This window comes from Marinobacter sp. ANT_B65, assembly GCF_002407605.1.
Lineage (GTDB): Bacteria > Pseudomonadota > Gammaproteobacteria > Pseudomonadales > Oleiphilaceae > Marinobacter.
In genome coordinates, this window is record NZ_NXGV01000001.1 from 928,432 (window position 1) to 953,872 (window position 25,441).

The window sequence follows — 25,441 nt, forward strand, 5'->3', positions numbered from 1 at the left end:
TGCCATGACATTTAAAGTGAGTAGGATTATCAAATGAAAAAGGCATTAGTCACCGGTATTACCGGTCAGGATGGGGCTTATCTGGCTCAGTTGTTGTTGAACAAAGGATACCAGGTGTACGGCGCATACCGGCGTACCAGTTCAGTCAATTTCTGGCGGCTGCAGGAGCTGGGAATTGATACCCACCCCTCATTACACCTTGTGGAATTTGATCTGACCGATCTGGGTGGCGCTGTACGGCTCCTGAAAAATACCGAAGTGGAAGAAGTGTACAACCTGGCAGCTCAGAGTTTTGTGGGTGTTTCGTTTGATCAGCCAATTACCACAGGTGAAATTACCGGTATTGGCGCGGTTAACCTGCTGGAAGCGATCCGGATTGTGAATCCCGATATTCGTTTTTACCAGGCGTCTACCTCGGAGATGTTTGGCAAGGTTCAGTCCATGCCCCAAACCGAGAACACGCCCTTCTATCCTCGCAGTCCATACGGTGTGGCCAAGCTTTACGCCCACTGGATGACGGTTAACTACCGCGAGTCCCACGGTATTTTTGGTTCCAGTGGTATTCTTTTTAATCATGAATCCCCCTTGCGCGGGCGGGAGTTTGTCACCCGTAAGATTACCGATGGTGTGGCTCGCATAGCGACCGGCAACCTGGACAAGCTTGAACTGGGCAATATGGACGCAAAGCGGGACTGGGGCTATGCCAAAGACTATGTTGAGGGTATGTGGCGCATTTTGCAGGCCCCCGAACCTGATACATTTGTTCTGGCAACTAATCGCACAGAAACAGTACGGGATTTTGTCACCATGGCTGCCAGAGCTGTTGACCTGGATATTGTCTGGGAGGGTGAAGGTGAGAGCGAGCGGGGCATAGACAGGGCTTCAGGTCGTACTATAGTGGCTGTTAATCCGGAATTCTATCGCCCGGCGGAAGTGGATCTTCTTATAGGGGATGCCTCCAAAGCCCGGGAACAACTGGGCTGGGAGCCGACCACATCGCTTGAAGAACTGTGCAGCATGATGGTGAAGGCTGACGTGGCTCGTGTCTCAAGTGGTTTCTCATTCTGAAGAGCCAGCAGCAGGAGGCGATATGAAACGTATTCTGGTAACTGGAGCAAGCGGCTTTACCGGCCGCTTTGTGGTCAGGTTGCTGCTTGAGCGTGGCTACGATGTTTACTCCATGGGTGCCAGTGGCGAGGATGGAGAGAATGTCGTTGCGGCAAATATGCAGGACAGGGCCTCGCTGGAGTCAGTTGCCCGGCAAGTGCGTCCTCATGGTGTTGTGCATCTGGCGGCATTGTCTTTCGTTGCCCATGGTGTTGCTGAAGAGTTTTACCGTGTAAACACGATCGGCACGCTCAATCTTCTGGAAGTGCTGAGTGAACTTGAGGTTGTGCCTTCCCGAATTATTGTGGCAAGCAGTGCCAATGTTTATGGCACGCCAGCAGTAGAACGGATCAGCGAAGGCCAGTGCCCTGCACCGGTTAATCATTATGGTGCCAGCAAGCTGGCTATGGAGCACCTGGTTACAGCCGGGTTCGGGCACTTACCTGTGACTGTTACCCGGCCTTTCAACTATACCGGGCCTGGGCAGCAAGAGCGGTTTTTGATCCCTAAAATCGTGAGCCATTTTGTCCGTCGTGAATCGACCATAGAGCTGGGCAACCTTGATGTAAGCCGGGATTTTTCCGATGTGAGGGATATTGCCCGCTATTATGTGCAGCTTCTGGAAGCAGACAGTAGTGTTTCACCGGTTAACCTGTGTTCGGGCCAGGCCTACTCAATCTCCCAGGTGCTGGACATGATGGCGGCGATAGCGGGTTACCGTATACAGGTAGAGATTAACCCGCAGTTTGTACGGGCTAACGAGATTCCTTTGCTTGTGGGGGATAGCAGCCGGCTTGTGGGTGTTATCGGCAGCCAGCCGTTGATTCCGTTTTCTCAGACTTTGCAGGACATGTACAGCCTGGGTGAGCTGTGAAGGTAATGCTCCGGCTGGATTCGCTTGAACACCCCAGAACGGGTATTGGCTATTACACGGAGAACCTTTGTCGTGAGCTTATTGGTCAGCCGGAAGTTGATCTGGCAGGCGTTTTCCGTGGCCAGTTGTTGCGGGGCGGCAAGCTAAAAAATTTGCTGGATGAAGAAGATATTTCCTCTGCCACAGATAAGCCTGCGGGTGCCCGGAGTCTGCTGGCAAAGTTTATTCGCCGGAGCAGGCCGCTGGTTCGTTCCCTGCCCGGCGCCTACGCTCTGAGGCAGTCAGTGCGCGACCGGCAGGCTCTGGCTGCAGCAGCAGGCTTTGGTAAGTGCATTTATCACGAACCTAATTTCATTCCTTTCCGCTTCTCCGGCCCGCTTGTGCTGACGGTACACGACCTTTCTCACATAAGGTACCCGGAGCATCATCCTGCCAGACGCGTGCGTTTTCTTTCCAGCCGTCTTCCAGCAGCTTTGAACCGGGCCGATGTAGTGATTACGGACAGCCGGTTTGTTCAGCAGGAAATAGCAGAGCTTTTCCCGGCCGTTGCTGGCAAAGTAGTCCCGATACACCTTGGGGTTGAGAGTGCCATCCGGGAGTTGGGGGAGACTGCTGCTCGCAAGGTACTGGAAAACTATAACCTTGATTACAAAGGGTATGTCCTGTCGCTGGCAACCCTGGAGCCAAGGAAGAACCTCACAGGGCTGGTTCGGGCCTATGATTGTCTGCCAGATCACATCAAGGCAGATTTGCCACTGGTTCTGGTTGGCGGCGCCGGTTGGAAAAGCAAATCTCTGTATCGGTTGGTGGACCCTGTAAGGAAGCGTGGAGGCCGGGTTGTGTTCACTGGCCGGGTGCCGCGTGCTGATCTGGCGGGGCTTCTGTCTGGCGCCAGATTGTTTGCTTACCCGTCATTTTACGAAGGTTTTGGTTTGCCGATTGCTGAAGCTCGTGCCTGTGGCACACCGATACTCACTTCTGATTTTGGATCTATGGCGGAGATAGCCGGGGATCAGGCATTTCTTGTTGATCCGGGAAACCTGGTTGAAGGTCTCGCTTCTGCATTATCCGACATGCCAGAGCACCTGCCACCAGTGAGGTATTCGTGGGAGGATACTGCACGGAAAACCCTGGATGTGTATAAGGGGTTGTAATTGTGAAAGATGACTCAATAGTTATATTTGTATGTCTTTATCGTTAACTATATTGCGTGTATTATTATCTCGTTATTTTTATACTTCTTGTGTTCTGTATGATTCTACCTATTGATCCATCTGTCTTTCTAATAAGGTTTTAAGTCCATGGCAAAGATTAATGATTATTATCAGAAGAAGCAGCTTATGGAGAAGCTTGCGGAAGAGATTAATCAACTGGAACAGGATCAGGCTCTGAAACGCGAACTGGCGTTTGAGAATAGTATTCGTGAGTTGATGAAGGAATACGATAAGTCTCCGAAGAATGTGCTTCAGATTCTGGCGGCTATCGATCCCTCCATTGCCGGAGCCAAAATGGAAAGCACTGCTGGCACCCGTGCCAAGCGTCCTATGAAGACCTATAAGAACCCACATACCGGCGAAGTGGTTAAAACCCGTGGTGGTAACCATAAGGTTCTTAACGAGTGGCGTGAAAAGCACGGTAAAGATGCAGTACAAAGCTGGCAGCAAGACTGACTGGTTGAGTATTAAAAAAAGGGTCGGATGAGATAATCATCCGGCCCTTTTTTGTTTGAAACACAATGCTCTGGAAGACTACTCAAAAACAACTACGCGGTTTCTCCCGCTCTTTTTTGCAGCATACAAAGCTTCGTCGGCCTGTTGCATCCATTTTGTATAGCTTTTGGCAGAGCCGCTTAGTTGTGCAATGCCTATGCTTACCGTATAGCGAACAGGTGCGGTGGTGGTATTGACTATACTATGCTCAATGCTCTGCCGTATGCGTTCACATATTATGCGGGATCCTTCAGCATCGGTTTCCGGTAATATTATCCCGAACTCTTCACCACCATAGCGGCCGATACTGTCGGATTGCCGCAAATTGCTTTTTGCTGTTGCAGCGGCATGTTTGATGACTTCGTCACCTGTGAGATGGCCGTAGTTGTCGTTTACCTTTTTGAAGAAGTCGATATCAAACATTACAAGGCTTGTTGCCTGGCTATAGCGGCGATATCGCTCATATTCTGCACCCACGAGATTTTCCCAGGCTCCTCTGTTCAGCAGGCCGGTTAACCTGTCGGTCATACTGAGCCTGGCAAGCTGTTTGTTTGCCTGCTCCAGTGCGCGCTTGCCGGAGGCGATGTCTGTTACGTCATACACCATGAGGCATATCTTCTCCACCTCCCCGGTACTGCCCGAAAGTGGGCTGATAGTAAGGTTCTGGAACATGTAGTCTTCTGTTCCGGTGATGGGGCGGGTGTTACGAAACCTGAACAGGTAAGGCCTTTGTTCCCAGGAAGTGAAAGCCCGGGTGTTTAACAGGGCAACTGCGTCCACCTTGCGGGTAAGCCAGGCTTTGGGGATGTCAGGGAATAAATCAAACAGTACCTGGTTGTGGATCTTGCTTGCGGTAATGCCGCTATGGTTTTCCATAAAGCCATTCCATACCTGCACCCGGAACTCCAGGTCCAGAACTACGAGGCCGACTTCAACGGATTCCAGCATATCAACCAGCCAGTGGTAGGGTTGGGTGTCAGCTTGGTCTATAGCCATGGTTCAGTCCGTCAGGTATTGGAGGCGTTGTTCAAGGAAGGGTATGGAGTCTTCCGTGAGCAGTATCAGCATGTCGCAATGCATATCCTGACCTTCCAGCGTATAGCTGATCTCGATGCAAAGAAGCTGCTCTTCCCGGGAATTCTGGTGCTCCAGTAGTTCTGCGATTTGCCGGTGCTGGCCTAATACGCTTGGATGACCCAGGCCCAGCTTGAGATCCAGCTGATCTCCAATGCCATTCAGGAATGCTCCGAACAGAATGCTGGACATGTCCATCAGAACTTCCACGTTCACGGATTCGCTTTCGAGCGTCTCATAATGCAGGAGCTTGGCCATTTCCCGAAAGCTTGCATCAGCAAACAGCAACAGTGCTTCACCGGCAATGCCGGCACCAGTGAAACCCTGGCACACAGCCGAGTAGGTGTTGCTGTCGCGGGCGGCAGAAATAGCCATGTGGAGTTCGGAATTGGCAATAAACGCGATTTTCGGGATAGGCTGTTTTACAAACACCCGTAATAGCCGCGCAAGCAAGTCTGATGAACGCCCCATTGCAACATTGGATATTTCCTGCAGGTAATCGCTCAGTGAAACCGAGATTTCCGGCACATCGGATTTATTGTCGGAGATGAGGTCGCCATCGTTCAGCGCTGCGTTTTCAAGATCACCAGGGCGATAAAATCCATATTCTGTAAGCAGTGCCAGGACAACGCTCAGATCTGTGGGCTTTTTGATGAAATCAATGGCGCCGAGTTTGCGTACCCGTTCCCTGGCCTCTGGCTGTATGTCGCCTGAAACCACAATGGTCATGATGGGCAGGTCTTCGGCCAGCACGTGCTCCAGAACCGCATAGCCATCCATCTGTGGCATATTGAGGTCCAGAAACATCAGATCTGCCTCATGGGCACGCAGCTTCTCAAGAGCTTCCACGCCGTTATTGGCAAACAGGATTGTCTCCGCCAGGCCGGAGGGAAGGGCTCGGGCCATCTGTTTTCTGGCAAGTGCGGAATCGTCGCAGATGAGTATGCGGGTGGTCATGGTTGTGGCCGGAAAGGTTTGGAAAACGTACCGTAAATTATAACAGGACGCCCGTATGTGTACATGTAAGCTACAGCTTATTAAGGTACTGTAATGCTGTAACATTCTGTCGTCCGGGTTTGTGACCTGGCTCACTCTGTAACCCGTGGTAAGCCTTTGTCAGGTGCATTCATGTACTTGGGCGAAAGCGCTGGGCTAGAATCGGGTAAACTGATGTCACACTATTCCCCAGCTGGAGTCCGGTTTTGATTCGTTCGTTCTATTGGCATGACTACGAAACTTTTGGCGTCGACCCGGTCCATGACCGGCCATCCCAGTTTGCCGGCGTGCGAACCGATGCAGACCTCAATATTATCGAAGAACCGCTGGTTATCTACTGTAAACCTGCGGACGATTATCTTCCGTCACCGCAAGCTTGTCTGATTACCGGCATCACACCTCAGAAAGCTCTGGAGGAGGGGTATCCGGAAACAGAATTTATCGCTCAGATAAACGAGGCATTCAGTCAGCCCGGCACCTGCGTGGTGGGTTATAACAGCCTGCGGTTTGATGATGAAGTTACCCGTCACACCCTCTACCGTAACCTGCGAGATCCCTACGCACGGGAATGGCAGAACGGGAACTCCCGTTGGGATATTATTGATATGGTGCGGCTTGCCTACGCCCTGAGGCCTGAAGGCATCAACTGGCCGCGTAAGGAAGACGGCAGTCCAAGCTTTAAACTTGAAGCGCTGACTACCGCTAATGGCATCGCCCATGAAGCAGCACACGATGCCATGTCAGACGTGGAAGCCACCCTGGCCGTTGCCAGACTGATTCGTGAAAAGCAGCCAAAGCTGTTTGATTTTGTCCTGAACAACAAAGACAAGCACTCAGCGCGGGCCATGCTGGATACTGCAGCCATGAAGCCGGTATTTCATATCTCCTCCAAATACCCGGCTACTCGCGGCTGCTGCGCTATGGTGGCACCTCTGGCAGATCACCCTGCCAATAAAAATCTGGTGATTGTTTATGATCTGCGGGAAGACCCGAGCGAACTGATTAATGCTACGCCTGAACAGATTCGTGAGCGGGTATTTACATCTCAGGCCCGGTTGGGGGAGACAAAGCGCTTTCCACTGAAAGGCGTGCAGTTGAATAAGTGCCCGGTACTGGCTCCCGCCAATATGCTCACCACACTTTCTGCCGAGCGGCTTGCTGAGCTTGAACTGAATGGTGAAACGCTTCGCGCCAACCTCGCGCTTTTGAGGAAAGCCCCTGGCTTGCCGGAGCGAATTGCTGAGGCGTTTGATCAGCCTCATGAAGGCGACCTGACAGACCCGGATGAACAGCTCTATGCAGGCGGCTTTATTTCCCCCGCAGATCGCAGTGAACTGAACAGGGTGCTGCAGACGCCGCCGGAAGCTCTGGTGGACGAGACCTTCAATTTCAAGGATGAGCGATTGCCGGAGTTGCTGTTCCGCTATCGGGCCCGTAATTACCCGGATTCACTAACCAGCGAGGAAGCAGAGCGTTGGGAAACCTTCCGTTCTCAGCGTTTGATGGCGCCCAAGAAAGGCTGGCTTTCTCTTGAGGCCTTTGGCCTTGAGTTGCAAAGGCTTGCCAGTGACCCCGAGTTGACACCTCAGAAGCGGCAGGTGCTGGAGGATTTGCACTTGTATGGGGAATCGTTGATTCCATACGTCTGAGTGGTCAGAAGACTGGACTAACCCTCTCCCGCAAGGGGAGAGGGCGCTTCCTGAGCAGCTTTAATCACCGCCGGCGCTGGAAATAGACGCTGAGATTCTGCCCCATCAGGCTCTGGACCTCACTCCCCAGTGCCTCGGCCTGAATCTGCGTTTGCACAGGCCGGGTAGCCAGGCTGTGACCGTCTTCGTCACGGGCCTTTACCAGCTTCCATTCCACTTCATTGCTCACCATGGCCATCAGGTCTTTCAGCTGCGCTTTGTTCTGTGGCCGGAACCAGCGATCGCGGCACCCGCCCAGACTGTAGAAATCATCTTCATGGGCAAGTTCCTGCCAGGTTGCATCCTGGCGGTTGGTCAGGACCATCCTGCGGAGTTGACGCAAGGCCGCGCGGGTTGGCTGAAGGCCATGCTCTGCGATCAGCTTGCGCATTTGTTTGTCGCCGGCTGTCTGTTCCGCAACGGCGGTGTGCAGGTGCACAATGGCGCCGGACCCGGCGGCATTGCTAACCAGTGCCGCGAGTGAGAGCTCCGTCATCGCCGGGGAGGGCAGGCGGCCGACTTCAACCCAGTGCACCTGGTGGCCATCTGCAACAAACTGCCGGGCGATAGACCAGGGCCAGAACACGATGTTGTTGATGTCGGATTCGGCCGCCATGCGTGTGGCCTTGGCAATGTTGGCCAGGGATTCGTCCACTGCGATGACTTCCACATCCGCAAGATAACGTGCCAGCTCCATTGCCCGCTGGCCCGACTGGGCGCCACACACCATTACCCGTAAGGTGTCCGGCAGCTTGTCTGTGGCCAGTCCCAGCTCTTCTGACATCAATGATTTCAGGCTGCTTTCAGCCCGATATGCCAGTTTTGACCAGGCAGGCCAGGCTTGTGGTACGTCGGTTTTATTCAGGCACAGCTCTTCCGCTTTTTCATCAAAGCATTGTTTGATGCCTTCTTCTTCGGCGCGGTGGTAGTAGCTGGCAGCCAGAACCGGCTGGAGTGCCAGCGGCCAGTCCACCAGATTCCACTGTCCGAGGTGTACAGCGATATCCTGATGAAACAGGGCGCCATACATGGAGCTGATCATCAGGGATCCGATCAGGGCTTCCTGAGGCTCGCCCATCGCAAGCTGTGCTTTGAGGCTGTCATTCACAGCTGCCACGAGCCGCTCTTCATCATCTTCTGCTGTCAGTGCATAGCCTGTGCGGTCGGCATACTGCGCTATGGCGAGGGTGAGTTGCTGAAGGTCATCCCGGAGATCTACGGTTTGGGCGACTTCCGCCAGAATAGCGCGCCTCAGCATTCCGACAAGTTCTTCCACGGCCGGATCTGGTATCAGCGTTTTTTGCAGAGCGAGAATCAGCAGCTCATCATTACAGGCCGCGTCCAGAAAGATCTCTGCTTTCGGGTTATCCAGATCGTACTGCTGGCGAATGATAGCGCCCACAAAACGCCCGATTTCCTGATGGGGAAGGCCTTCGTGCCGTAACAGGGCAATCGCATCCAGCACCAGATCCTGGTCGGCTTTGTTGACCGCAAGGTGCTGGGCACAGGTAAGCATGCCGCTGTATACAGAATCCCACTCGGCGCCGGCCTCAAGCAGTTTGCGATAGTGCAGATAGGCGACATCAAACTGTCCCTGCAATCGCTTTGCATGAGCCACACCGCAAAAAGCGGCTGCGGATTGCCGGTCGCATTCCAGAGCCTGAAGAAAGTTCTGCTCAGCCAGGGCTGGCCGTTCGGTTTTCAGTGCCCAGTACCCCAGGTTCGCATACTGCTGGGATTGCCCCGGTTGGGCTTCCAGGCTGGCTGTAAAGAGGGCGTGGGCCTTCTCAAGCTGGCCGTCGTCCATTTCAACGCGTCCCAGCAAGCCCAGAGCAACAGCATTGCCGGGCTCCAGTGCATTCACCTCTTCCAGATATCCACGACACTCCTGCCGGGCCTGCAGGCGCTGGATGTGGCTGAGCCCGTTGCTGTTGGACTCGCCGTAGGCAAGGTTGGCCTGCAGAAGCAGGCGGGCAGCCTGGGCCTGCTGGGTATGGGATTCCTGAATGTGATGTTTGGCTTGCATGGGATACCTCGTTTACCTGCCGCTAGATTCAAAAATTGCGGCAAAGGCCTGCAGTTTTTGGTTGTTTGCTGTACGTTAAGTGAGGTCTTGCGAAAGGTGTGCCAGTTCCGTGGGAAACGAGTGTTCAATTTTCATTGCCATTGGCTTGGGGTAGACTCAAGTCTACTTGGTCGGTAAAGGGAGGATGCTATGCCTGATCCGGATATGCTTCAGTTACTGCGGAATAGACACGATGACATTCGTGCACTTTGTGAAAAGCATAAAGTAACTCAACTGGCTGTGTTTGGTTCTGCCGCCACAGGAAAATTTCATTCCGCTAGCGATTTGGATTTTCTTGTGGAATTTGAAGAGAAATTGCCGGCGAAGGATATGGCCATAGCGTTTTTCGGGCTTAAAGAAGACTTGGAAAATATGTTCTCTCGATCAGTTGATTTGATTACTGCATCCTCACTGACCAATCCGTATTTTCGCAGCTCAGTGATGGAAGAGAGGCAGTCTTTGTATGCCGCGTAAGGCTTTGAAGTATATATTTGACATAAAGGCTGCCGCAGAGAAGATACAGCGATTTGTTGTAGGTAAGGCGGAAGTTGATTATATGGGCGATGAGCTGTTGCAGTCGGCAGTAGAGCGTCAGTTCGAAATAATTGGCGAAGCAATGAGCAAGCTGCACAAGATTGATGCGGGTATAGCTGAGAGTATTGATGATTACCGGAAGATGATCGCCTTTCGAAATGTTTTGATTCACGGCTATGCGACGATTGACCCATTGATCGTTTGGGGTGTGATTGAGAGTAACCTTGAAAATCTGATTGAGCAGGTTACTGCGATTCTTGAAGGCTCGTGAAAAGCTTATGGATGCAAAACGGCCGGGTTCTTAGCCCGGCCGTTTTGTTTTCTGCGAAGGAGTTTAGCTCTGTAGCAACTGCAACACCTGCTGAGGTCTGGCGTTGGCCTGGGCCAGAACTGAGAGGCCGGCTTGCTGGAGCACCTGCGTGCGGGCCAGTTCGGCGGATTCGGTGGCGAAGTCTGCATCCTGAATCCGGGATCGGGCCGCAGACAGGTTTTCCGAGGTGGTGCTCAGGTTGGCAATGGTGGATTCCAGACGATTCTGGGCGGCACCCAGGTCGGCCCGGATACCACTTATGGTTTCCAGCGCTGCGTCAATAACGGCCAGAGCGTTGGTGGCCCCTTCTACAGTGCTTATATCAACATCGGCTACGGCTTCAGTGGTCGAGCCAGATGCGGTATTGGCCGCTGCGTTATTGAGCATGCTTCCCGCAGCTGCGGTTGCATCCGAAGAGGCAGCAAAGCTGACAGCAGAATCAAGGGTGATTTCCCCGCCTACACGGGTCGAATTAGCTGCACCATTGGTCAGCTCGATCGCGCTAGGATCTCCACTGCCTTGAACAGCCAGCTGCTCTGACCCGCTGGCGGTAAAATCGCTAAGAGCGATGTCTTTTCCCTGGGGCTGCACCAGAGTAATACTGCCATCGCTTTCAACTTCGGCGGTTATGCCGGTTTTGCCGGTGGCGGAATTGATCTCACGGGCCAGAGCAGACAGATCGCTGGCATCGGTAATCTGGGCCGATACTGTTGCTGAGCTGCTGCCGTTGGAGACAGTCAGGGAAATGGTTTGCGGAACCGTCAGTGGCGTGGTTGCTGTGTTGCTGAGGGTGACTTCGGTTCTTGCGCTGGCTTTCACCCCGGTGGTGGCGGCGATGTTGTTGATGGCTGCCGCTATATCTTCAGCTGTATCACCTGCACCGACAGGAACAACCTGGCTGTCCAGAGAACTGGAAATGGTCAGGTTCTGGGCTCCGATGGTGTTGGCTGCCGGGAGAGTTGCATTGGCTGCTGTAGTAGATCCGGTGCCCTGGTTAAGGGTGGCGTTGCTTGCGGTCAGGGTGTTGTTAGCCAGGTCTGATGTGCGGGCACCGCCTATGGAAACGGCGATCGTCTGATTTTCATTGGCACCGGCCTGGAACTGCTGGGCCTGGAAACTACCATCCAGCAGGTTGAGCCCGTTGAACTCTGTTGTGGTGGCAATTCGTTCAAGCTCTTCCTTTAACTGGTTTACTTCAGACTGCAGTGCCTGGCGGTCAGATGCCGAGTTGGTCGCGTTGGCAGACTGAACCGCCAGTTCCCTGATGCGCTGGAGAATGTTGCCGGATTCCCCGAGCGCGCCTTCTGCGGTCTGGGCCAGGGAGATGCCATCGTTGGCATTTCTGACGGCCTGGTTAAGGCCTTCAATCTGGGAGGTGAATCGCTCAGAAATTGCCAGGCCTGCGGCATCGTCTTTGGCCGAGTTGATACGCAAACCTGACGATAGTCTTTGCAGGGCCACGTTGGAGTCATTCTGCGATGAGTTCAGGTTCCTTTGAGCATTCAGTGACGCGATGTTGGTGTTGATGATCTGGGGCATAACCATTCTCCTGCAAAGAGGGGCCGGTGCGTTGCTGCCGGTGAATCTGGCAGCGGGGCATCGGCATGTATTCATTAAATTGCCGTTTTGCAGAGACTAAGCGAAGGTTGTGCCAGTTTCTCAAAAAGTTCCTTAACCAAATGAATAAGAACGGGTTTTTTGTGCGACTTGAGTGTGTTAAAGCCGTTGGCGAACGGAAGGATGATGGGTTTCTGGCAGAGCTTTGCCGCTTTTTTGGATGATTTAACATTCCTTTACAAAAAGGGCTGATTTTTTTCTAAAGCAACCGGCTGGGGTGCCGTTAAGTGAAGTAACAGGGCGGCGCTCCCAAACCAAAAAAGCGGACGCCAGACCTTTTCCATGAAAGTACGACATTTGTCGAAGGGGAAATAAAATGGCTCTTGGTATCAACACCAACATCGCGTCACTTACAGCACAGAATAACCTGAGCAAATCTCAGAGCATGAATGATCAGGCGCTGGAGCGTCTGTCTTCTGGTCTTCGCATTAACTCTGCTAAAGATGATGCCGCCGGCCTGGCGATCTCTACCCGCTTCCAGTCCCAGATTTCCGGTCTGAATGTAGCGCAGCGTAACGCTAACGATGGTATCTCTCTGGCTCAAACCGCGGAAGGTGCTTTGACTGAGGTTACCAATAACCTCCAGCGTATCCGGGACCTGGCGGTTCAGTCTGCCAACGCCACCAACTCCAGTTCAGATCGCGAAGCTCTGCAGGCAGAAGTTTCCCAGTTGGTTTCTGAAATTGACCGGGTTGCAACTCAGACCGAATTCAACGGCCTCAAGATTGTTGACGGTAGTTTCACTGCACAGGCCTTTCAGGTAGGTGCCAATGCTGGTCAGACCATTACCGTGGACTCTATTGCCAGCGCCAAAGCTTCTGATCTTGGTCAGTTCCGGGGCTTTACCGAAACTAACTTTGCAATTGGTACTGCCAGTGATACTGCGGTTGCCAAAGATATAACCGTAGGTGGTCAGGTTTATGATTTGGGTGTTGTTGCAGATGATGCCAAGGCGATCGCCAATGCGCTGAACTCTGCCGGTATCTCCGGGCTGGTTGTATCTGCCAACGAAACTAAAGCTGCCGGAGTGGCATCTGTAGTGGCTGGTTCTGCATCTGATACAGATTCCATTGACATCAATGGAACTACTATTTCCCTGACTAATACAGGTGATGCGGCGAGCAACCGTCAGGCAGCACTGGATGCCATCAATGCACAATCCAGCGTAACAGGTGTTAGGGCGGAGGATAACGGCTCTGGTCTGGATCTTCTGGCGGCCGATGGCCGGAACATTACCACTGCGTTCACAGGTGGTGGTTCTGCTACTAATGCTGACTATGGTATCGCCGCAGATGCAACTACCGGTGGGTCTCTGGATATGACCTACAAGGCTCCGACAGGTGTGACCGGCGCAGTCCAGTTCTCTACCGGTTTTGATGCTGCGTTTGCTGATGAGACTATTGCCGCAACTGGTACTGCACTTAACGCTATCGATATCGGCACTGTTAGTGGGGCCAATGCTGCTATTGTGTCTATTGATGCTGCTCTGGATGCGATTAACGCTTCCCGGGCCGACCTCGGTGCGGTACAAAATCGCTTCGAAAGTACCATCGCTAACATTGCTACCACTTCTGAAAACATGAGTGCGTCCAACAGCCGTATCCTGGATGCTGACTTCGCTTCAGAAACTGCCAACCTGGCCAAATCCCAGGTGCTGCAGCAGGCCGGTATCTCCGTACTGGCACAGGCTAACGCCCGTCCGCAGCAGGTTCTGTCTCTCCTGCAGTAAGGGGTAAGGGTAAGGGCCGGAACCTTCGGGTTCCGGTTTTAAGCCGTTTAAGGATAAAGGGGTAAGCTATGAATGACGTTAACCTGAGCAATCCGGACCTGAAGGTTGTGCGCTCTGGCGCCCAGAGTCCGGTCAAGGCACTGTCGTCATCTCAGGCCGAAGGCAGTAATGCCTCCGGGCTTGCTTCTTCATCTTCTGGATCAGCAGCACCGGTTACGGTGCTTTCCCGCGTTCAGGATGCGTCTAAAGCTGAACAGCTAAAGGAGCAGAATGAAGCGCAGCGGAAAGAACTGGATTCGGCGGTTTCGCAACTGAACGACTATGTTCAGAATGTCCAGAGGGATCTGCAGTTTGAAGTGGATAATGATTTGGGTCAGACCATTGTTCGTGTGGTGGATCAGCAAACCAAGGAAGTTGTCCGGCAGATGCCTGATGAAGTGGCATTAAGGTTGGCAGAGAAATTGCAGCAGGATGAACCGCTGACGTTGTTTAACATTAAAGTCTGAGCGCTTGCCGTTTTGGGCTTGAGGTTGATAACGGTATTTCAGCACCGCCGCACCTGAGAGGGGCCGGCGGTGCTTTGCATTTTGGGTTAAGCTTTGTTTTAACGGGTTGTTACAATTTGCATGAAGAAAGAGGCAAAGTTTTGCCGTCTTCTGCCGATAAACTGAGCAACGAATAGATTCGCCCCTGTGGGAGGCATGGTTATGTCAAGCATTTCATCGCTAGGGATTGGTTCAGGTGTTCTGACATCTGATCTGGTAGATCAGCTGGTCGCAGCGGAGCGTGCTCCGACTGACACGCGTCTTGCGCAGAAAACTGAAGAAGCTGAGGCGATGATCTCAGCCTACGGGGCACTTCGCAGCGCCGTGACTGAATTGCGCTTGCCCATGGCGATGCTGAGTTCACAGGAAAGTCTGACAGCGTTTTCCGCCAGCTCCTCCAATGAGGACATTGGCGTGACGGTTGATAGCGCCACGGCCAGTCGCGGCAACTACAGTGTCGAAGTAACCAGCCTGGCAAGTGCTCAGGCGTTGGCTTCCCGTGATGTATTTGCTGATCGCGACAGCACCAGCGTTGGCCAGGGAACACTTACTTTATCTGTAGGAAGCAACACCGTTGATGTTGTTATTGATGACAGCAACGACACTTTGCAAGGAATGGCCAACGCTATTAATGATGCGAATGCGGGTGTTTCTGCAGGCGTGATTGATACTGGTAACGGATTTCAGCTGGTGTTTTCTGCGGATGACAGTGGCACATCCAATGCGGTTAGCATTTCGGTCTCAGGGGATTCCGAGGGCACTGCGACGGACAATCTGGGGCTATCCCGCTTCGCCTTTAACACCGGGATGGATGCGGATTCCGGTCTGCAGGAGACCATCGCGGCGACCGATGCAGTGATGTCTATTAATGGCGTAGAGATTACCCGTTCCAGCAACAGTTTTGAAAACGTTATAGACGGTCTGAGCTTTGACATTGCTGAAACCGGTTCATCTGTCATCAAGGTTGAACAGGATTATGAATCGGTAGCGGACCGTGTCCAGGAGTTTGTTGATCAGTTCAATGCCCTGCAGGAAACCATCGACAGTCTTTCGGGCTACAATGCCGATGCCGGTGTTGGCGGTTTGCTTTCTGGCGACAGTACCGTTCGCTCTATTCAGAATCAGCTTCGGGAAGTGCTGACCCGGGTAGTGCCAGGCCTGGAAAACTCCAACGTAAGAAGCCTTGCGGATGTGGGGGTTATCACAAACTGGGAAACCGGTGGTCTGGAGTTTGATCGGGAGACCTTCATTGCCCAGCTTCAGGCCAATCCGGATGATGTGACCGCCCTGTTTGCAGAGCAGGGCCGGGCGACGGACAGCCAGGTTGAGTTCGTGCGTAGTGGTCTGGATACCGAGCCAGGAACCTATGCGATCAATGTCACTCAGGCCGCAACGCAGGGTAGTGTGGTAGGTGATACTGCGCTTGCGAACGGTGTTGTCATTGACGGTTCGAACGACTCGATCGAGTTTATGGTTGATGAGTCTACGAATTTTTCGATTCAGCTAACCCAGCAGACCTATGCAACGGCTGAAGAGTTGGTGGCTGAAATACAGAGCCAGATCAATAGCAGTGCCCCGCTCGATGCCGCCGGCCAATCGGTTAAGGTGGGCCTGGATGAAAACGGTGCGCTCAAATTTACATCCGGCAGTTATGGCAGTAGTTCGAATGTGAGCCTTGTGTGGGCTGAAGGTGGCAATGACCTTGGGATTTCCGCTAAAACAGGCACGGTTGGTCTGGATGTGGCCGGTACTATTGGAGGGAGGGCCGCCGAAGGTGACGGTCAGGTACTTTATCTGGCCAGCGGCTCCGGAGGTGCGTCTGGCCTTCAGGTCCGTATCCTGGGAGATCAGACGGGCAGTCGAGGCTCCATTACCTTTATTGAAGGGATTGCAGAGCGTACGGCGGATCTGGTCACCAGTCTTGTTGGAGAGGGCGGCTCTCTTGACTCCCGGACCATCAGTCTGAATCAGCAGTTGGAAGATATCGCAGAAAGCCAGGCTGCGCTGGAAATACGAATCGAGGCCTATCGGGAACGGCTGGTCAGTCAGTTTACTGCGGCGGATTCGCTGATTTCTCAGCTTAACAGCACCGCAGATTATGTTACTCAGCAGTTTGAAGCACTGCTAGCAAGCAATAGTGATTGATAATCAGGTTTTACCAGGTATAACCTGTCAACGAACTGGCCTGGCCAGTGGCAAACGAGGCGAACTATGAACGGTTTACAGGCCTATCAAAGGGTAAATACACAGACCAGCATCACGGATGCTGATCCCCATAAGCTTATCCAGCTCCTGTATAACGGTGCGTTAGAGCGTATCAATATGGCCAAGGCTCGTATGCAGGCCAGGGACTATGCGGGTAAAGGTCAGCTGATTTCCAAAGCCATCGAGATTATTGGTGGTTTGCGTAGCTTCCTGGATTTTGAGAAGGGTGGTGATCTTGCGGCCCGTCTGGAAGGTCTGTATGACTACATGGAGCGCACGCTGTTTGAAGCTAATGCCAAAAACGACCCGGCCAGGCTGGATGAGGTGGCAGATCTTCTCCGCTCAATTAAAAGCGGCTGGGACGGGATCCGTGAAGAGGCTGCAGGTCTCTCGGCCCAAACTGCCTGACCATTGCAGTTCGCCGTGCTTTCGAGCCCCTTCCCTCTTTGGGGAGGGGCGGTTAGTACCCCACCCAATAGCCAATTCCCGCGCCATCCCGTACAATACGCCCCTTCTTTTCAATACATCCATTCTGTTCAGTCTGGAGCACAGACATGTCTGATATCAAAAAGGTGGTGCTGGCCTATTCCGGCGGCCTGGATACTTCCGTTATTGTTCGGTGGTTGCAGGATACTTATAACTGTGAGGTAGTCACTTTTACTGCCGACATCGGTCAGGGCGAGGAAGTTGAGCCGGCGCGGGCGAAAGCCGAGGCGTTGGGAGTCAAGGAAATTTACATCGAGGATCTGCGCGAGGAATTTGTGCGCGATTACGTATTCCCGATGTTCCGTGCGAATACCATCTATGAAGGTGAGTATTTACTGGGTACGTCCATTGCTCGCCCTCTGATTGCCAAGCGTTTGATTGATATCGCCAATAAAACCGGTGCAGACGCCATTTCCCACGGCGCGACCGGCAAGGGTAATGATCAGGTTCGTTTTGAGCTGGGTGCATATGCACTCAAGCCGGGTGTCAAGGTTATCGCTCCCTGGCGTGAGTGGGATCTGAACTCCCGTGAAAAACTGCTGAAGTACTGCGAAGAGCGCAATATTCAGGTTGATATGAAGAAGGGTAAGTCGCCTTACTCTATGGATGCCAACCTGCTGCATATTTCCTATGAAGGCATGAACCTGGAAGATCCATGGTCGGAAGCCGAGGAAGATATGTGGCGCTGGAGTGTATCTCCGGAAGCTGCACCTGAAACACCTACCTATATTGAGCTTACCTACCGCAAAGGCGATATTGTTGCCATTGACGGGCAGGAGTTGAAAGCGCACGAAGTGCTTGAAAGCCTGAACAAGGTTGCCGGTGCCAATGGCATTGGTCGTCTGGATATTGTCGAGAACCGTTATGTGGGTATGAAGTCCCGTGGCTGTTACGAAACACCAGGCGGCACTATCATGCTGCGCGCGCACCGTGCTATCGAATCCATCACGCTGGACCGGGAAGTGGCGCATCTGAAAGACAGCCTGATGCCGCGTTATGCGGAGGTCATTTATAACGGCTATTGGTGGTCGCCGGAGCGTGAAGCTCTGCAGGCGCTGATCGACCAGACCCAGGAATACGTGAACGGTACTGTTCGCCTGAAGCTGTATAAAGGCAATGTGGACGTAGTTGGCCGTAAGTCTGACGACTCACTGTTTGATGAGACCATCGCAACGTTTGAGGAAGACCACGGCGCCTACGACCAGAAGGATGCCGAAGGCTTCATCAAGCTGAACGCCCTGCGGTTACGGATTGCCGCCGGTAAAGGCCGCAAGCTGTAAGCTAAGGTTCAGGCTGACTGGTTGTGCATGATACGCCCGGAGCTTTCCGGGCGTAGTTCGTTCTGGGGGGCGGAAAACAAAAAAGCCAGCTGAGGAGCTGGCTTAAACAAGAACAAGTATCTGAACAATTCGTTAGTTCGGTGGATGTCCCATTTGGTGGCGGAGGTACAACACGGCTCCTCCGCCATGGGGGATACTGCTTAAATCCACAATCTCAGAATAGGCTGATCGCTTCGCTGTGTCTGTGAGTGATGTGTGTCGCCGTGTTACAGATCGTTTGCTGGCTCAGGCGTCTGCACCGATCTCCGGTGCGGTTTCGGTAAACCGGTGAGTCTCATAGGCTTCTACCAGGCCCTGCACTGAGGCTCGTTCCATATCCTGTATGGATGGTGTTCCGTTCTGCGCGTTGGCTTTGCAAAGCACCATACCGGCTTCCACAGAGATATATCCGGCGGTGGTTTTCAGTGCTTTATGGTTAATGCCGTCAAATATGCGGCGAAACGCCGTTGTTGTGCAGTGATCGCTGTCAGGAAAATAGGAGATGATCGCGAACTGATTATCGCTGATCCTGCACAGGGCATCGATAGGGCGAATCAGGGTGCTGAGTCTGCGCGCAATACCTACCGATAATTCAGTAATGATTGTGGGCGGATGCTTGCGTTTAAGCTCCTGCCAGTTGCGAATGCCGCAGAGCACGTATGCTGTCGTACCTCCCCGGGATTCGGCATGGCGTAGCATTTTTGTTAACTGGTCCCGGGCATAGCGGTTGTTGCAGAGCCCGGTTTCGAGGTCAATGATGTTACTGGATTCGAGCTCGCGGTTATTCTCGATAAGCAGGGCATTGGCACGAAGCAGTGTGTTCTGGCGCTCCGCCATGCGGTCAGCAGCAAAAATTCTGGGGATAAGCTGCTTTGCCATGTCAGATTTGTAGACGAAATCATCCACGCCCCGGTCAAATGCTTCCGCCAGGGCTTCTACACTCTCCCGGGCAGTCAGCAGCATCACATAGGTGTAGTGATTATTTTGTTCGTCCTGCTGGCGGACATGATCTGATAATTCCAGACCATCCATTTCCGGCATCAGCCAGTCTGCGATGAGCACGCTCACCGGGCGCTGTTCCATGAGTTTCAGCGCTGCCGGAGCGTCATTGGCGATACGAACGTCACGATAGCCGGCATTTCGCAGAGTCCGGCCAACAACCATACTGCTGAATTTCGCGTCGTCTACTACAAGTATTGGTAGGTCGAGATTTGGCATGGTTGTCTACTTTTGCAGTCCATTGTCAGATGCGGCGAATACCGGGGCTTGGTATGCTTGCCTCTCTTTCTAATGCAGACAGTATACTCGCTACAGATCCAGGAGAATAACGATCATGCCTTCTTTTGATATTGTATCTGAAATTGACATGCACGAAGTCACCAATGCGGTAGATCAGGCCAAACGTGATCTTGGTAATCGCTGGGATTTCAAGAATGTGGATGCGGACATCGAGCAGGATGAAAAAGGCATTACTATCAGTGCGCCGGAGGAATTTCAGCTTGAGCAGCTCTTGGATATGCTGCGCATGGCTTTTGCCAAACGCAATATAGATGGGCGTGCCCTGTCAGAGGACAGTGAGAGCAAGGCTGGCAAGCTGGTTAAGCAGCATTTGTTGCTGAAGCAGGGTATTGAAACAGATATGGCAAAGAAGATTGTGAAGATGATCAAGGATGCCAAACTGAAAGTGCAGGCCAGTATACAGGGTGACAAAGTCCGGGTGACCGGCAAGAAGCGGGATGATCTGCAAACCGCGATTGCCTTGCTGCGTGAGACCGAGCTGGACGTACCTCTGCAGTTCAATAATTTCCGCGACTGATCCGGAGGCTACACCATTTCAACCGGCACCCGCCTGGCCCTGTTCCGGGATTCGCTACACACCTACACACGCTGGCAGGTGGTCGCCCTGTTGTTTCTCGGGTTTTCTGCCGGGTTGCCATTTTTGCTGGTGTTTTCAACCCTGAATGCCCGGCTTGCCGATGTTGGTGTGGAAACAGCGACTATCGGGTTCTTCAGCTGGCTGGGGATTACCTATTCCATCAAGGTGGTCTGGGCGCCGGTGGTTGACCGGTTTAAACTGCCGGTTCTGGACAAGCTGCTGGGGAAACGCCGGAGCTGGATATTGCTGGCGCAGGCTGGGATTGCTACCGGTTTGTATCTGATGGCCCATGTAGACGCCACTCTTGCCCCTGAAACTCTGGCGTTTTGTGGGTTGCTGGTGGCGTTTTCATCGGCTACGCAGGATGTGGCTATTGATGCGTATCGTATCGAGATCGCCGAAGAGCGGCTTCAGGCAGCGCTTGCGGCAACCTACATTTTTGGATATCGGCTGGCATTGCTGGTAGCCGGTGCAGGCGCCCTGTACCTGGCGGAGTTCTGGTCCTGGCAGGTTTCCTATGAGGTGATGGCGGCTCTGGTTGGTGTTGGCGCGGCAACTGTGCTGATTGTGCGGGAGCCGTCGGTAAATCATTTTTCTGCTGCCCAGGATATTGCTCTTAAAGTTGAACTGGAAGCCGCCAGGCACGCTCATTTGGGGCCGCAGCTGGCGCGCTTCGCCGGCTGGTTCTATGCGGCTGTTGCCGGGCCTTTTCTGGATTTTTTCCTGCGCTATAAAGAGCTTTCCATTGCGATTCTTATGATGGTGGCCGTGTACCGTATTTCTGATATTGCCATGGGTGTGATGGCTAACCCCTTTTATCTGGATTTCATGGGTTTCAGCAAAACCCAGGTTGCAGATGTTACTAAAATCTTCGGGTTTTTCATGACCATTGCTGGCTCACTGGCCGGTGGTGTGCTGGTTGTGCGGTATGGCACCAGGAAGGTGTTGCTGTTGGGGGCGATCATGACTGCAGCTACTAATCTTCTGTTTGTTTTTCTCGCTCAGTATCCTCCGGATCTAGTGACGCTGGCGGCGGTGGTGAGTGCTGATAATCTTAGCGGTGGCATTGCCAATGTAGCCTTGATTGCCTGGTTGTCGAGCATGACAAGCGCCTCTTTTACCGCGACACAATATGCTCTGTTCAGCTCTCTGATGACTCTGCCCGGAAAGTTTCTGGGTGGTTTCTCAGGTATGGTCGTGGCGGGTTTTGGTTATGGTGAGTTTTTCCTCGTAGCCGGTTTGATGGGCATTCCCGCAATTCTTCTGGCTTTGTTTTTAATCCGCCAGGGTGACAGGCTGGATGCGTTGGCCCCTGATCACTCTGGCGAAGACGGCGTAAAAACCAGTCAGCCAACAAGCGGGTAGGTGTATGGAAGAGGAAAACGAGCCGGGAAAGGATCAGAAAATCTGGCAGGTGGTGCTGGCGATCCCGCCGGGCAGGGTTGCGAGCTACGGGCAGGTGGCTGAAATGGCAGGCCTCGGACGCCAGGCTCGCTATATTGGTCGCGCTCTGGGAAAGCTCCCGCAAGGCCACTCTGTGCCCTGGTACCGGGTTATCCGCAGCAGCGGCCAGATTGCCTTTCCGGAAGGCTCGGAGGTTTACTGCAGGCAGGTTAGCTCGCTGGAAGCCGAAGGTGTTGAAGTGGTTAATGGCCGGGTGGCAATGAAACGTTTTCGTTGGCAGTAGGGGCCAGGCCGGGCCGGGCCCCTGATGTTTTGTCGAGCTGCGTCAGACTGTTGCCTAGATTCGCATGGCGCCGTCTACTTCGATTATCCGGCCGGACAGGTAATCGTTTTCGAAGATAAATGCAGCCGCCGAGGCGATTTCTTCGGGGGTGCCCATACGTTTGAGGGGAATGACAGAAACCAGTTTTTCGAGTACTTCCGGTCGCATTGATTCTGTCATTTCAGTGCCAATGAACCCCGGTGCAATGCCCATGCATCGGATGCCGTAACGTGCCAGTTCTTTTGCCCACACAGGTACCAGTGCCGACACGCCTGCTTTGGCGGCGGAATAATTGCTCTGGCCCATGTTGCCGGCACGGGAAATGGAAGCAATGTTGATGATGACGCCTTTGCTGTCATTTTTGATCATCTGGGTAGCTGCTTCCCGTCCGCACAGGAATACGCCTGTGAGGTTGACGTCAATAACAGCCTGCCACTGGGATAATTCCATGCGCTTCGTGATCTCGCCGTCTTTCTCTTTTAGCAGAAGGCCGTCCCGCAGTATTCCTGCGTTGTTGATCAGGCCGTTTAGCTGGCCGAAGTCCCCGGCGATTGCTGCAAATGTCTTTTCTACATCTTCTTCTTTTGCAACGTTGCACACATAGGTTTTTGCGTCGCCACCTGCTTTTTTACAGGCCGTTGCGGCTTCTTCGAGTTTCTCGGGAATCAGGTCGATCAGAGCAAGTCTTGCACCTTTTGCCGCCAGATATTCGGCCATTGCGCGACCCAGGCCCTGGCCACCACCGGTAATTGCTATTACAGAATCTTGAAGTTTCATGTTTTGCCCTAAGTTAGAGGAGAGGTGTTTTTGGAAAGGCTGGGAGTATACCAGACCTTTAAATGCCCAAATCCTGATTGCGAGAGCCTGATGCCCATATTTTTATTTATTTTCATTGTCATGCCGATTGCCGAAATGGCGGTGCTCATTCAGGTAGGCAGCATGATTGGTGTATTTAACACCATTGGCTTTGTGCTCCTGACGGCTTTTGCCGGCGCCTGGCTGCTTCGCCAGCAAGGGCTGGCAACATTGCTCAAGGCAAACCAGCGCCTGAATAGTGGGGAGTTGCCTGCAAAGGAGGTTGCCGAGGGGCTTATTCTGGCGGTTGGTGGTGTGCTCCTGCTTACGCCGGGATTTATCACCGATGCCATCGGTTTTTTGTGTCTTGTGCCCTTTACCCGGCACTGGCTGGCTGCGCAGGCGCTGAAGCGCATGGTGGTTTCAGGCCAGAGTGGGTTCTATTTTCGTGCCGGGGGAGGGCCGAATCCATTTGGCAGGGATGAAGGCGGCGATATCATTGAAGGTGAATATCGTGATGAGACCAAAACTGACCATGATCGCCTCGATAAAAAGTGAAAAATTTATGGGAGAGGGTGTTGAAAACCCGGGCGTTAGCCCCACATAGACTTCACAAGTTAGCCGCAGGCTGATACCGGCTGGAAAGCAGCAGGTCAGAAGCCGGGCAATTTTGTCGGATTGAAACAACAGTCCGGCTATCAACAGCAAATGTCATTGCCACATTAATCTGACTATTGGAGAAACCGAGCAATGAAGATTCGTCCGCTACACGATCGTGTCGTTGTACGCCGTAAAGAAGAAGAAGAGAAAACTGCGGGTGGCATCGTGCTACCAGGTAACGCAAAAGAAAAGCCTTCCCAGGGTGAGGTTGTTGCCGTAGGTAATGGTCGCGTTCTGGATAATGGTGAGACTCGTGCGCTGGCAGTCAAAGCGGGTGATACCGTGGTTTTTGGCCAATATGCCGGTAATACCGTAAAAGTCGACGGTGAAGAGCTGCTCATCATGAGCGAAAGCGACATTTACGGCGTGCTTGAGTGATCGCTGAAGCAATTCGCACGAACAGTCACTAACCCGATTGATTCAACGAATTCGGTTTAACGAACAGGAATAGAAGACATGTCAGCAAAAGAAGTTAAATTCGGTGATAGCGCCCGCAAGCGCATGGTCGCAGGCGTCAATGTTCTGGCGGACGCAGTCAAGGTAACTCTTGGTCCCAAAGGCCGTAACGTGGTTCTCGAGAAGTCTTTTGGCTCTCCGGCTATCACCAAAGACGGTGTATCGGTTGCCAAGGAAATCGAACTGAAAGACAAGTTCGAGAACATGGGCGCCCAGATGGTGAAGGAAGTTGCTTCCCAGGCCAACGATACCGCCGGTGACGGTACTACTACCGCTACGGTTCTGGCTCAGGCTATCGTTAACGAGGGTGTGAAGGCAGTGACTGCCGGCATGAACCCGATGGATCTGAAGCGCGGCATCGACAAGGCAACAGCGGAAGCTGTAAAAGCCATTCGTGAAATGGCGAAGCCATGCGACGATAGCCGTAACATCGCTCAGGTAGGCACTATCTCTGCCAACGGCGACGAGACTATTGGCAAGATCATCGCAGACGCGATGGAACGAGTTGGTAAAGAAGGCGTTATCACGGTTGAAGAAGGCCGTGGCCTGGAAGACGAGCTGGACGTAGTGGAAGGTATGCAGTTCGACCGTGGCTTCCTGTCTCCGTACTTCATCAACAACCAGGACAATATGTCTGCCGAACTTGACGATCCGTACATGCTGCTGGTCGACAAGAAGATCTCCAATATCCGTGAACTGCTTCCGGTGCTGGAATCTGTTGCCAAAGCTGGCAAGCCGCTGATGATCATCGCTGAAGACATCGAAGGCGAAGCACTGGCAACTCTGGTTGTGAACAACATGCGTGGCATTGTGAAAGTCGCCGCTGTTAAAGCGCCAGGCTTTGGTGATCGCCGCAAGGAAATGCTGCAGGATATCGCTATTCTGACCGGTGGTACTGTCATTTCCGAGGAAGTAGGTCTGAGTCTTGAGAACACCACTCTGGATGACCTGGGTACAGCGAAGCGTGTGAACATCACCAAAGAAAACACCACCATTATTGATGGTGCTGGTGCGCAGGCTGATATCGAAGCCCGTGTTGAGCAGGTTCGCAAGCAGATTGAAGACAGCTCTTCAGACTACGACAAAGAGAAGCTTCAGGAACGTGTGGCCAAGCTGGCTGGCGGTGTCGCCGTCATCAAGGTAGGTGCTGGTTCCGAAGTGGAAATGAAAGAGAAGAAGGCTCGTGTTGAAGACGCACTTCACTCTACCCGTGCAGCTGTCGAAGAAGGCATTGTACCGGGCGGCGGTGTAACCCTGATCCGCGTTATTGCTGCGCTGGACAAGGTTGATGCCATCAACGACGAACAGAAAGCCGGTGTGAACATTCTGCGTCGCGCTATGGAAGCTCCTCTGCGCCAGATCGTTTACAACGCAGGTGGTGAGTCTTCTGTTGTTGTAGCCAAGGTTCGCGAAGGCGAAGGTGCATTCGGTTATAATGCTGCGACCGAAGCGTACGGCGATATGCTGGAAATGGGTATCCTGGATCCTGCCAAGGTAACCCGTTCTGCACTGCAGGCTGCGGCTTCTGTAGCATCTCTGATCATCACCACTGAGGCGATGGTTGCAGATGAGCCGGATGACGAGAAAGCCGGTGGCGGTATGCCTGATATGGGTGGTATGGGTGGAATGGGAGGTATGGGCGGCATGATGTAATGCCGTTCATAACCTGC

The 25,441-nt window shown here is 53.0% G+C and carries 24 protein-coding genes; 18 read left to right on the forward strand and 6 right to left on the reverse strand.

Features of this window, described 5'->3' with window-relative positions:
* The first annotated feature begins 33 nt into the window (after positions 1-33).
* The 4 genes from gmd to CPA50_RS04385 all read left to right on the forward strand — a co-directional run bounded on the left by gmd (position 34) and on the right by CPA50_RS04385 (position 3,651).
* Positions 34-1,068: a GDP-mannose 4,6-dehydratase gene (gmd, locus tag CPA50_RS04370; RefSeq protein WP_096781233.1), complete on the forward strand. Its 1,035-nt coding sequence runs from the start codon at positions 34-36 to the stop codon at positions 1,066-1,068.
* A gap of 22 nt (positions 1,069-1,090) precedes the next feature.
* Positions 1,091-1,981 (forward strand): GDP-mannose 4,6-dehydratase, encoded by an 891-nt coding sequence (locus CPA50_RS04375; protein WP_096781234.1) that lies wholly within the window; start codon positions 1,091-1,093, stop codon positions 1,979-1,981.
* 5 nt (positions 1,982-1,986) lie between these two features.
* The gene (locus CPA50_RS04380) at positions 1,987-3,135 is read left to right on the forward strand and encodes a glycosyltransferase family 4 protein (RefSeq protein ID WP_096781235.1); all 1,149 of its coding nucleotides are present in this window, start codon (positions 1,987-1,989) and stop codon (positions 3,133-3,135) included.
* Between the two features lie 147 nt (positions 3,136-3,282).
* Positions 3,283-3,651: a histone-like nucleoid-structuring protein, MvaT/MvaU family gene (locus CPA50_RS04385; protein ID WP_096781236.1), complete on the forward strand. Its 369-nt coding sequence runs from the start codon at positions 3,283-3,285 to the stop codon at positions 3,649-3,651.
* Between the two features lie 78 nt (positions 3,652-3,729).
* Here the strand turns inward: CPA50_RS04385 and CPA50_RS04390 are convergent, their stop codons facing one another.
* Entirely contained in the window at positions 3,730-4,686 is a 957-nt protein-coding gene (locus CPA50_RS04390; protein WP_096781237.1) for a GGDEF domain-containing protein, read from the reverse strand.
* A 3-nt stretch (positions 4,687-4,689) separates the two neighbouring features.
* Positions 4,690-5,721 carry a response regulator gene (locus tag CPA50_RS04395; RefSeq protein WP_096781238.1) on the reverse strand — a complete coding sequence of 344 codons (1,032 nt, stop codon included), beginning with the start codon at positions 5,719-5,721 and terminating at the stop codon, positions 4,690-4,692.
* A 245-nt stretch (positions 5,722-5,966) separates the two neighbouring features.
* Between CPA50_RS04395 and sbcB the strand changes: the two genes are divergently transcribed.
* Complete coding sequence (gene sbcB, locus CPA50_RS04400; RefSeq protein ID WP_096781239.1) at positions 5,967-7,409, forward strand: exodeoxyribonuclease I; 1,443 nt, start codon at positions 5,967-5,969, stop codon at positions 7,407-7,409.
* 64 nt (positions 7,410-7,473) lie between these two features.
* On the opposite strand, the gene CPA50_RS04405 is transcribed toward sbcB, so the two are convergent.
* Positions 7,474-9,474 carry a tetratricopeptide repeat protein gene (locus CPA50_RS04405; protein ID WP_096781240.1) on the reverse strand — a complete coding sequence of 667 codons (2,001 nt, stop codon included), beginning with the start codon at positions 9,472-9,474 and terminating at the stop codon, positions 7,474-7,476.
* Between the two features lie 189 nt (positions 9,475-9,663).
* On the opposite strand from CPA50_RS04405, the gene CPA50_RS04410 reads away from it, so the two are divergent.
* Together CPA50_RS04410 and CPA50_RS04415 are read left to right on the forward strand one after the other, a co-directional pair.
* Entirely contained in the window at positions 9,664-9,987 is a 324-nt protein-coding gene (locus CPA50_RS04410; protein WP_096781241.1) for a nucleotidyltransferase family protein, read from the forward strand.
* Positions 9,977-10,318, forward strand: a complete 342-nt coding sequence (locus tag CPA50_RS04415) for a DUF86 domain-containing protein (RefSeq protein WP_096781242.1) — start codon at positions 9,977-9,979, stop codon at positions 10,316-10,318. Before CPA50_RS04410 ends, CPA50_RS04415 begins: the two co-directional genes overlap by 11 nt.
* 63 nt (positions 10,319-10,381) lie before the next feature.
* Here CPA50_RS04415 and CPA50_RS04420 read toward each other — a convergent pair whose 3' ends face one another.
* Entirely contained in the window at positions 10,382-11,896 is a 1,515-nt protein-coding gene (locus tag CPA50_RS04420) for a flagellin (protein WP_096781243.1), read from the reverse strand.
* A 394-nt stretch (positions 11,897-12,290) separates the two neighbouring features.
* Here CPA50_RS04420 and CPA50_RS19765 point away from each other — a divergent pair, with 394 nt between their 5' ends.
* From CPA50_RS19765 to CPA50_RS04445, 5 genes are all read left to right on the forward strand, one after another.
* Positions 12,291-13,703 (forward strand): flagellin, encoded by a 1,413-nt coding sequence (locus tag CPA50_RS19765; protein WP_096781244.1) that lies wholly within the window; start codon positions 12,291-12,293, stop codon positions 13,701-13,703.
* A gap of 68 nt (positions 13,704-13,771) precedes the next feature.
* Positions 13,772-14,209: a flagellar protein FlaG gene (locus CPA50_RS04430; protein WP_096781245.1), complete on the forward strand. Its 438-nt coding sequence runs from the start codon at positions 13,772-13,774 to the stop codon at positions 14,207-14,209.
* 201 nt (positions 14,210-14,410) lie between these two features.
* Positions 14,411-16,393 (forward strand): flagellar filament capping protein FliD, encoded by a 1,983-nt coding sequence (gene fliD / locus CPA50_RS04435; RefSeq protein ID WP_096781246.1) that lies wholly within the window; start codon positions 14,411-14,413, stop codon positions 16,391-16,393.
* A gap of 66 nt (positions 16,394-16,459) precedes the next feature.
* Positions 16,460-16,861, forward strand: a complete 402-nt coding sequence (gene fliS, locus CPA50_RS04440; RefSeq protein WP_096781247.1) for a flagellar export chaperone FliS — start codon at positions 16,460-16,462, stop codon at positions 16,859-16,861.
* Between the two features lie 146 nt (positions 16,862-17,007).
* The gene (locus CPA50_RS04445) at positions 17,008-18,219 is read left to right on the forward strand and encodes an argininosuccinate synthase (protein ID WP_096781248.1); all 1,212 of its coding nucleotides are present in this window, start codon (positions 17,008-17,010) and stop codon (positions 18,217-18,219) included.
* 285 nt (positions 18,220-18,504) lie between these two features.
* Here the strand turns inward: CPA50_RS04445 and CPA50_RS04450 are convergent, their stop codons facing one another.
* Complete coding sequence (locus CPA50_RS04450) at positions 18,505-19,476, reverse strand: response regulator (protein ID WP_096781249.1); 972 nt, start codon at positions 19,474-19,476, stop codon at positions 18,505-18,507.
* 115 nt (positions 19,477-19,591) lie between these two features.
* Here CPA50_RS04450 and CPA50_RS04455 point away from each other — a divergent pair, with 115 nt between their 5' ends.
* The 3 genes from CPA50_RS04455 to CPA50_RS04465 all read left to right on the forward strand — a co-directional run bounded on the left by CPA50_RS04455 (position 19,592) and on the right by CPA50_RS04465 (position 21,821).
* Entirely contained in the window at positions 19,592-20,074 is a 483-nt protein-coding gene (locus CPA50_RS04455) for a YajQ family cyclic di-GMP-binding protein (RefSeq protein WP_096781250.1), read from the forward strand.
* 78 nt (positions 20,075-20,152) lie between these two features.
* Positions 20,153-21,499: an AmpG family muropeptide MFS transporter gene (locus CPA50_RS04460; protein WP_179397150.1), complete on the forward strand. Its 1,347-nt coding sequence runs from the start codon at positions 20,153-20,155 to the stop codon at positions 21,497-21,499.
* Between the two features lie 4 nt (positions 21,500-21,503).
* Positions 21,504-21,821: an MGMT family protein gene (locus CPA50_RS04465; protein WP_096781251.1), complete on the forward strand. Its 318-nt coding sequence runs from the start codon at positions 21,504-21,506 to the stop codon at positions 21,819-21,821.
* A 54-nt stretch (positions 21,822-21,875) separates the two neighbouring features.
* On the opposite strand, the gene CPA50_RS04470 is transcribed toward CPA50_RS04465, so the two are convergent.
* Positions 21,876-22,637 carry an SDR family oxidoreductase gene (locus CPA50_RS04470; protein ID WP_096781252.1) on the reverse strand — a complete coding sequence of 254 codons (762 nt, stop codon included), beginning with the start codon at positions 22,635-22,637 and terminating at the stop codon, positions 21,876-21,878.
* Between the two features lie 90 nt (positions 22,638-22,727).
* On the opposite strand from CPA50_RS04470, the gene CPA50_RS04475 reads away from it, so the two are divergent.
* From CPA50_RS04475 to groL, 3 genes are all read left to right on the forward strand, one after another.
* On the forward strand, positions 22,728-23,213 hold the full coding sequence (locus CPA50_RS04475; protein ID WP_096782330.1) for an FxsA family protein: 486 nt from the start codon (positions 22,728-22,730) through the stop codon (positions 23,211-23,213).
* A 192-nt stretch (positions 23,214-23,405) separates the two neighbouring features.
* Positions 23,406-23,693, forward strand: coding sequence for a co-chaperone GroES (groES, locus tag CPA50_RS04480; protein ID WP_071266492.1), 288 nt, complete (start codon positions 23,406-23,408; stop codon positions 23,691-23,693).
* Between the two features lie 78 nt (positions 23,694-23,771).
* Positions 23,772-25,424 carry a chaperonin GroEL gene (groL, locus tag CPA50_RS04485; RefSeq protein ID WP_096781253.1) on the forward strand — a complete coding sequence of 551 codons (1,653 nt, stop codon included), beginning with the start codon at positions 23,772-23,774 and terminating at the stop codon, positions 25,422-25,424.
* Positions 25,425-25,441 lie beyond the last annotated feature (17 nt).

Coding starts and splice junctions, on each gene's coding strand:
- CPA50_RS04385 (WP_096781236.1), top strand. CDS start 3,283: ATGGCAAAGATTAATGATTATTATCAGAAGAAGCAGCTTATGGAGAAG.
- CPA50_RS04405 (WP_096781240.1), bottom strand. CDS start 9,474: ATGCAAGCCAAACATCACATTCAGGAATCCCATACCCAGCAGGCCCAG.
- CPA50_RS04475 (WP_096782330.1), top strand. CDS start 22,728: ATGCCCATATTTTTATTTATTTTCATTGTCATGCCGATTGCCGAAATG.
- CPA50_RS04415 (WP_096781242.1), top strand. CDS start 9,977: ATGCCGCGTAAGGCTTTGAAGTATATATTTGACATAAAGGCTGCCGCA.
- CPA50_RS19765 (WP_096781244.1), top strand. CDS start 12,291: ATGGCTCTTGGTATCAACACCAACATCGCGTCACTTACAGCACAGAAT.
- CPA50_RS04420 (WP_096781243.1), bottom strand. CDS start 11,896: ATGCCCCAGATCATCAACACCAACATCGCGTCACTGAATGCTCAAAGG.
- fliS (WP_096781247.1), top strand. CDS start 16,460: ATGAACGGTTTACAGGCCTATCAAAGGGTAAATACACAGACCAGCATC.
- CPA50_RS04450 (WP_096781249.1), bottom strand. CDS start 19,476: ATGCCAAATCTCGACCTACCAATACTTGTAGTAGACGACGCGAAATTC.
- CPA50_RS04465 (WP_096781251.1), top strand. CDS start 21,504: ATGGAAGAGGAAAACGAGCCGGGAAAGGATCAGAAAATCTGGCAGGTG.
- CPA50_RS04430 (WP_096781245.1), top strand. CDS start 13,772: ATGAATGACGTTAACCTGAGCAATCCGGACCTGAAGGTTGTGCGCTCT.
- CPA50_RS04445 (WP_096781248.1), top strand. CDS start 17,008: ATGTCTGATATCAAAAAGGTGGTGCTGGCCTATTCCGGCGGCCTGGAT.
- gmd (WP_096781233.1), top strand. CDS start 34: ATGAAAAAGGCATTAGTCACCGGTATTACCGGTCAGGATGGGGCTTAT.
- CPA50_RS04470 (WP_096781252.1), bottom strand. CDS start 22,637: ATGAAACTTCAAGATTCTGTAATAGCAATTACCGGTGGTGGCCAGGGC.
- CPA50_RS04390 (WP_096781237.1), bottom strand. CDS start 4,686: ATGGCTATAGACCAAGCTGACACCCAACCCTACCACTGGCTGGTTGAT.
- CPA50_RS04410 (WP_096781241.1), top strand. CDS start 9,664: ATGCCTGATCCGGATATGCTTCAGTTACTGCGGAATAGACACGATGAC.
- fliD (WP_096781246.1), top strand. CDS start 14,411: ATGTCAAGCATTTCATCGCTAGGGATTGGTTCAGGTGTTCTGACATCT.
- CPA50_RS04455 (WP_096781250.1), top strand. CDS start 19,592: ATGCCTTCTTTTGATATTGTATCTGAAATTGACATGCACGAAGTCACC.
- CPA50_RS04375 (WP_096781234.1), top strand. CDS start 1,091: ATGAAACGTATTCTGGTAACTGGAGCAAGCGGCTTTACCGGCCGCTTT.
- groES (WP_071266492.1), top strand. CDS start 23,406: ATGAAGATTCGTCCGCTACACGATCGTGTCGTTGTACGCCGTAAAGAA.
- CPA50_RS04395 (WP_096781238.1), bottom strand. CDS start 5,721: ATGACCACCCGCATACTCATCTGCGACGATTCCGCACTTGCCAGAAAA.
- CPA50_RS04380 (WP_096781235.1), top strand. CDS start 1,987: ATGCTCCGGCTGGATTCGCTTGAACACCCCAGAACGGGTATTGGCTAT.
- groL (WP_096781253.1), top strand. CDS start 23,772: ATGTCAGCAAAAGAAGTTAAATTCGGTGATAGCGCCCGCAAGCGCATG.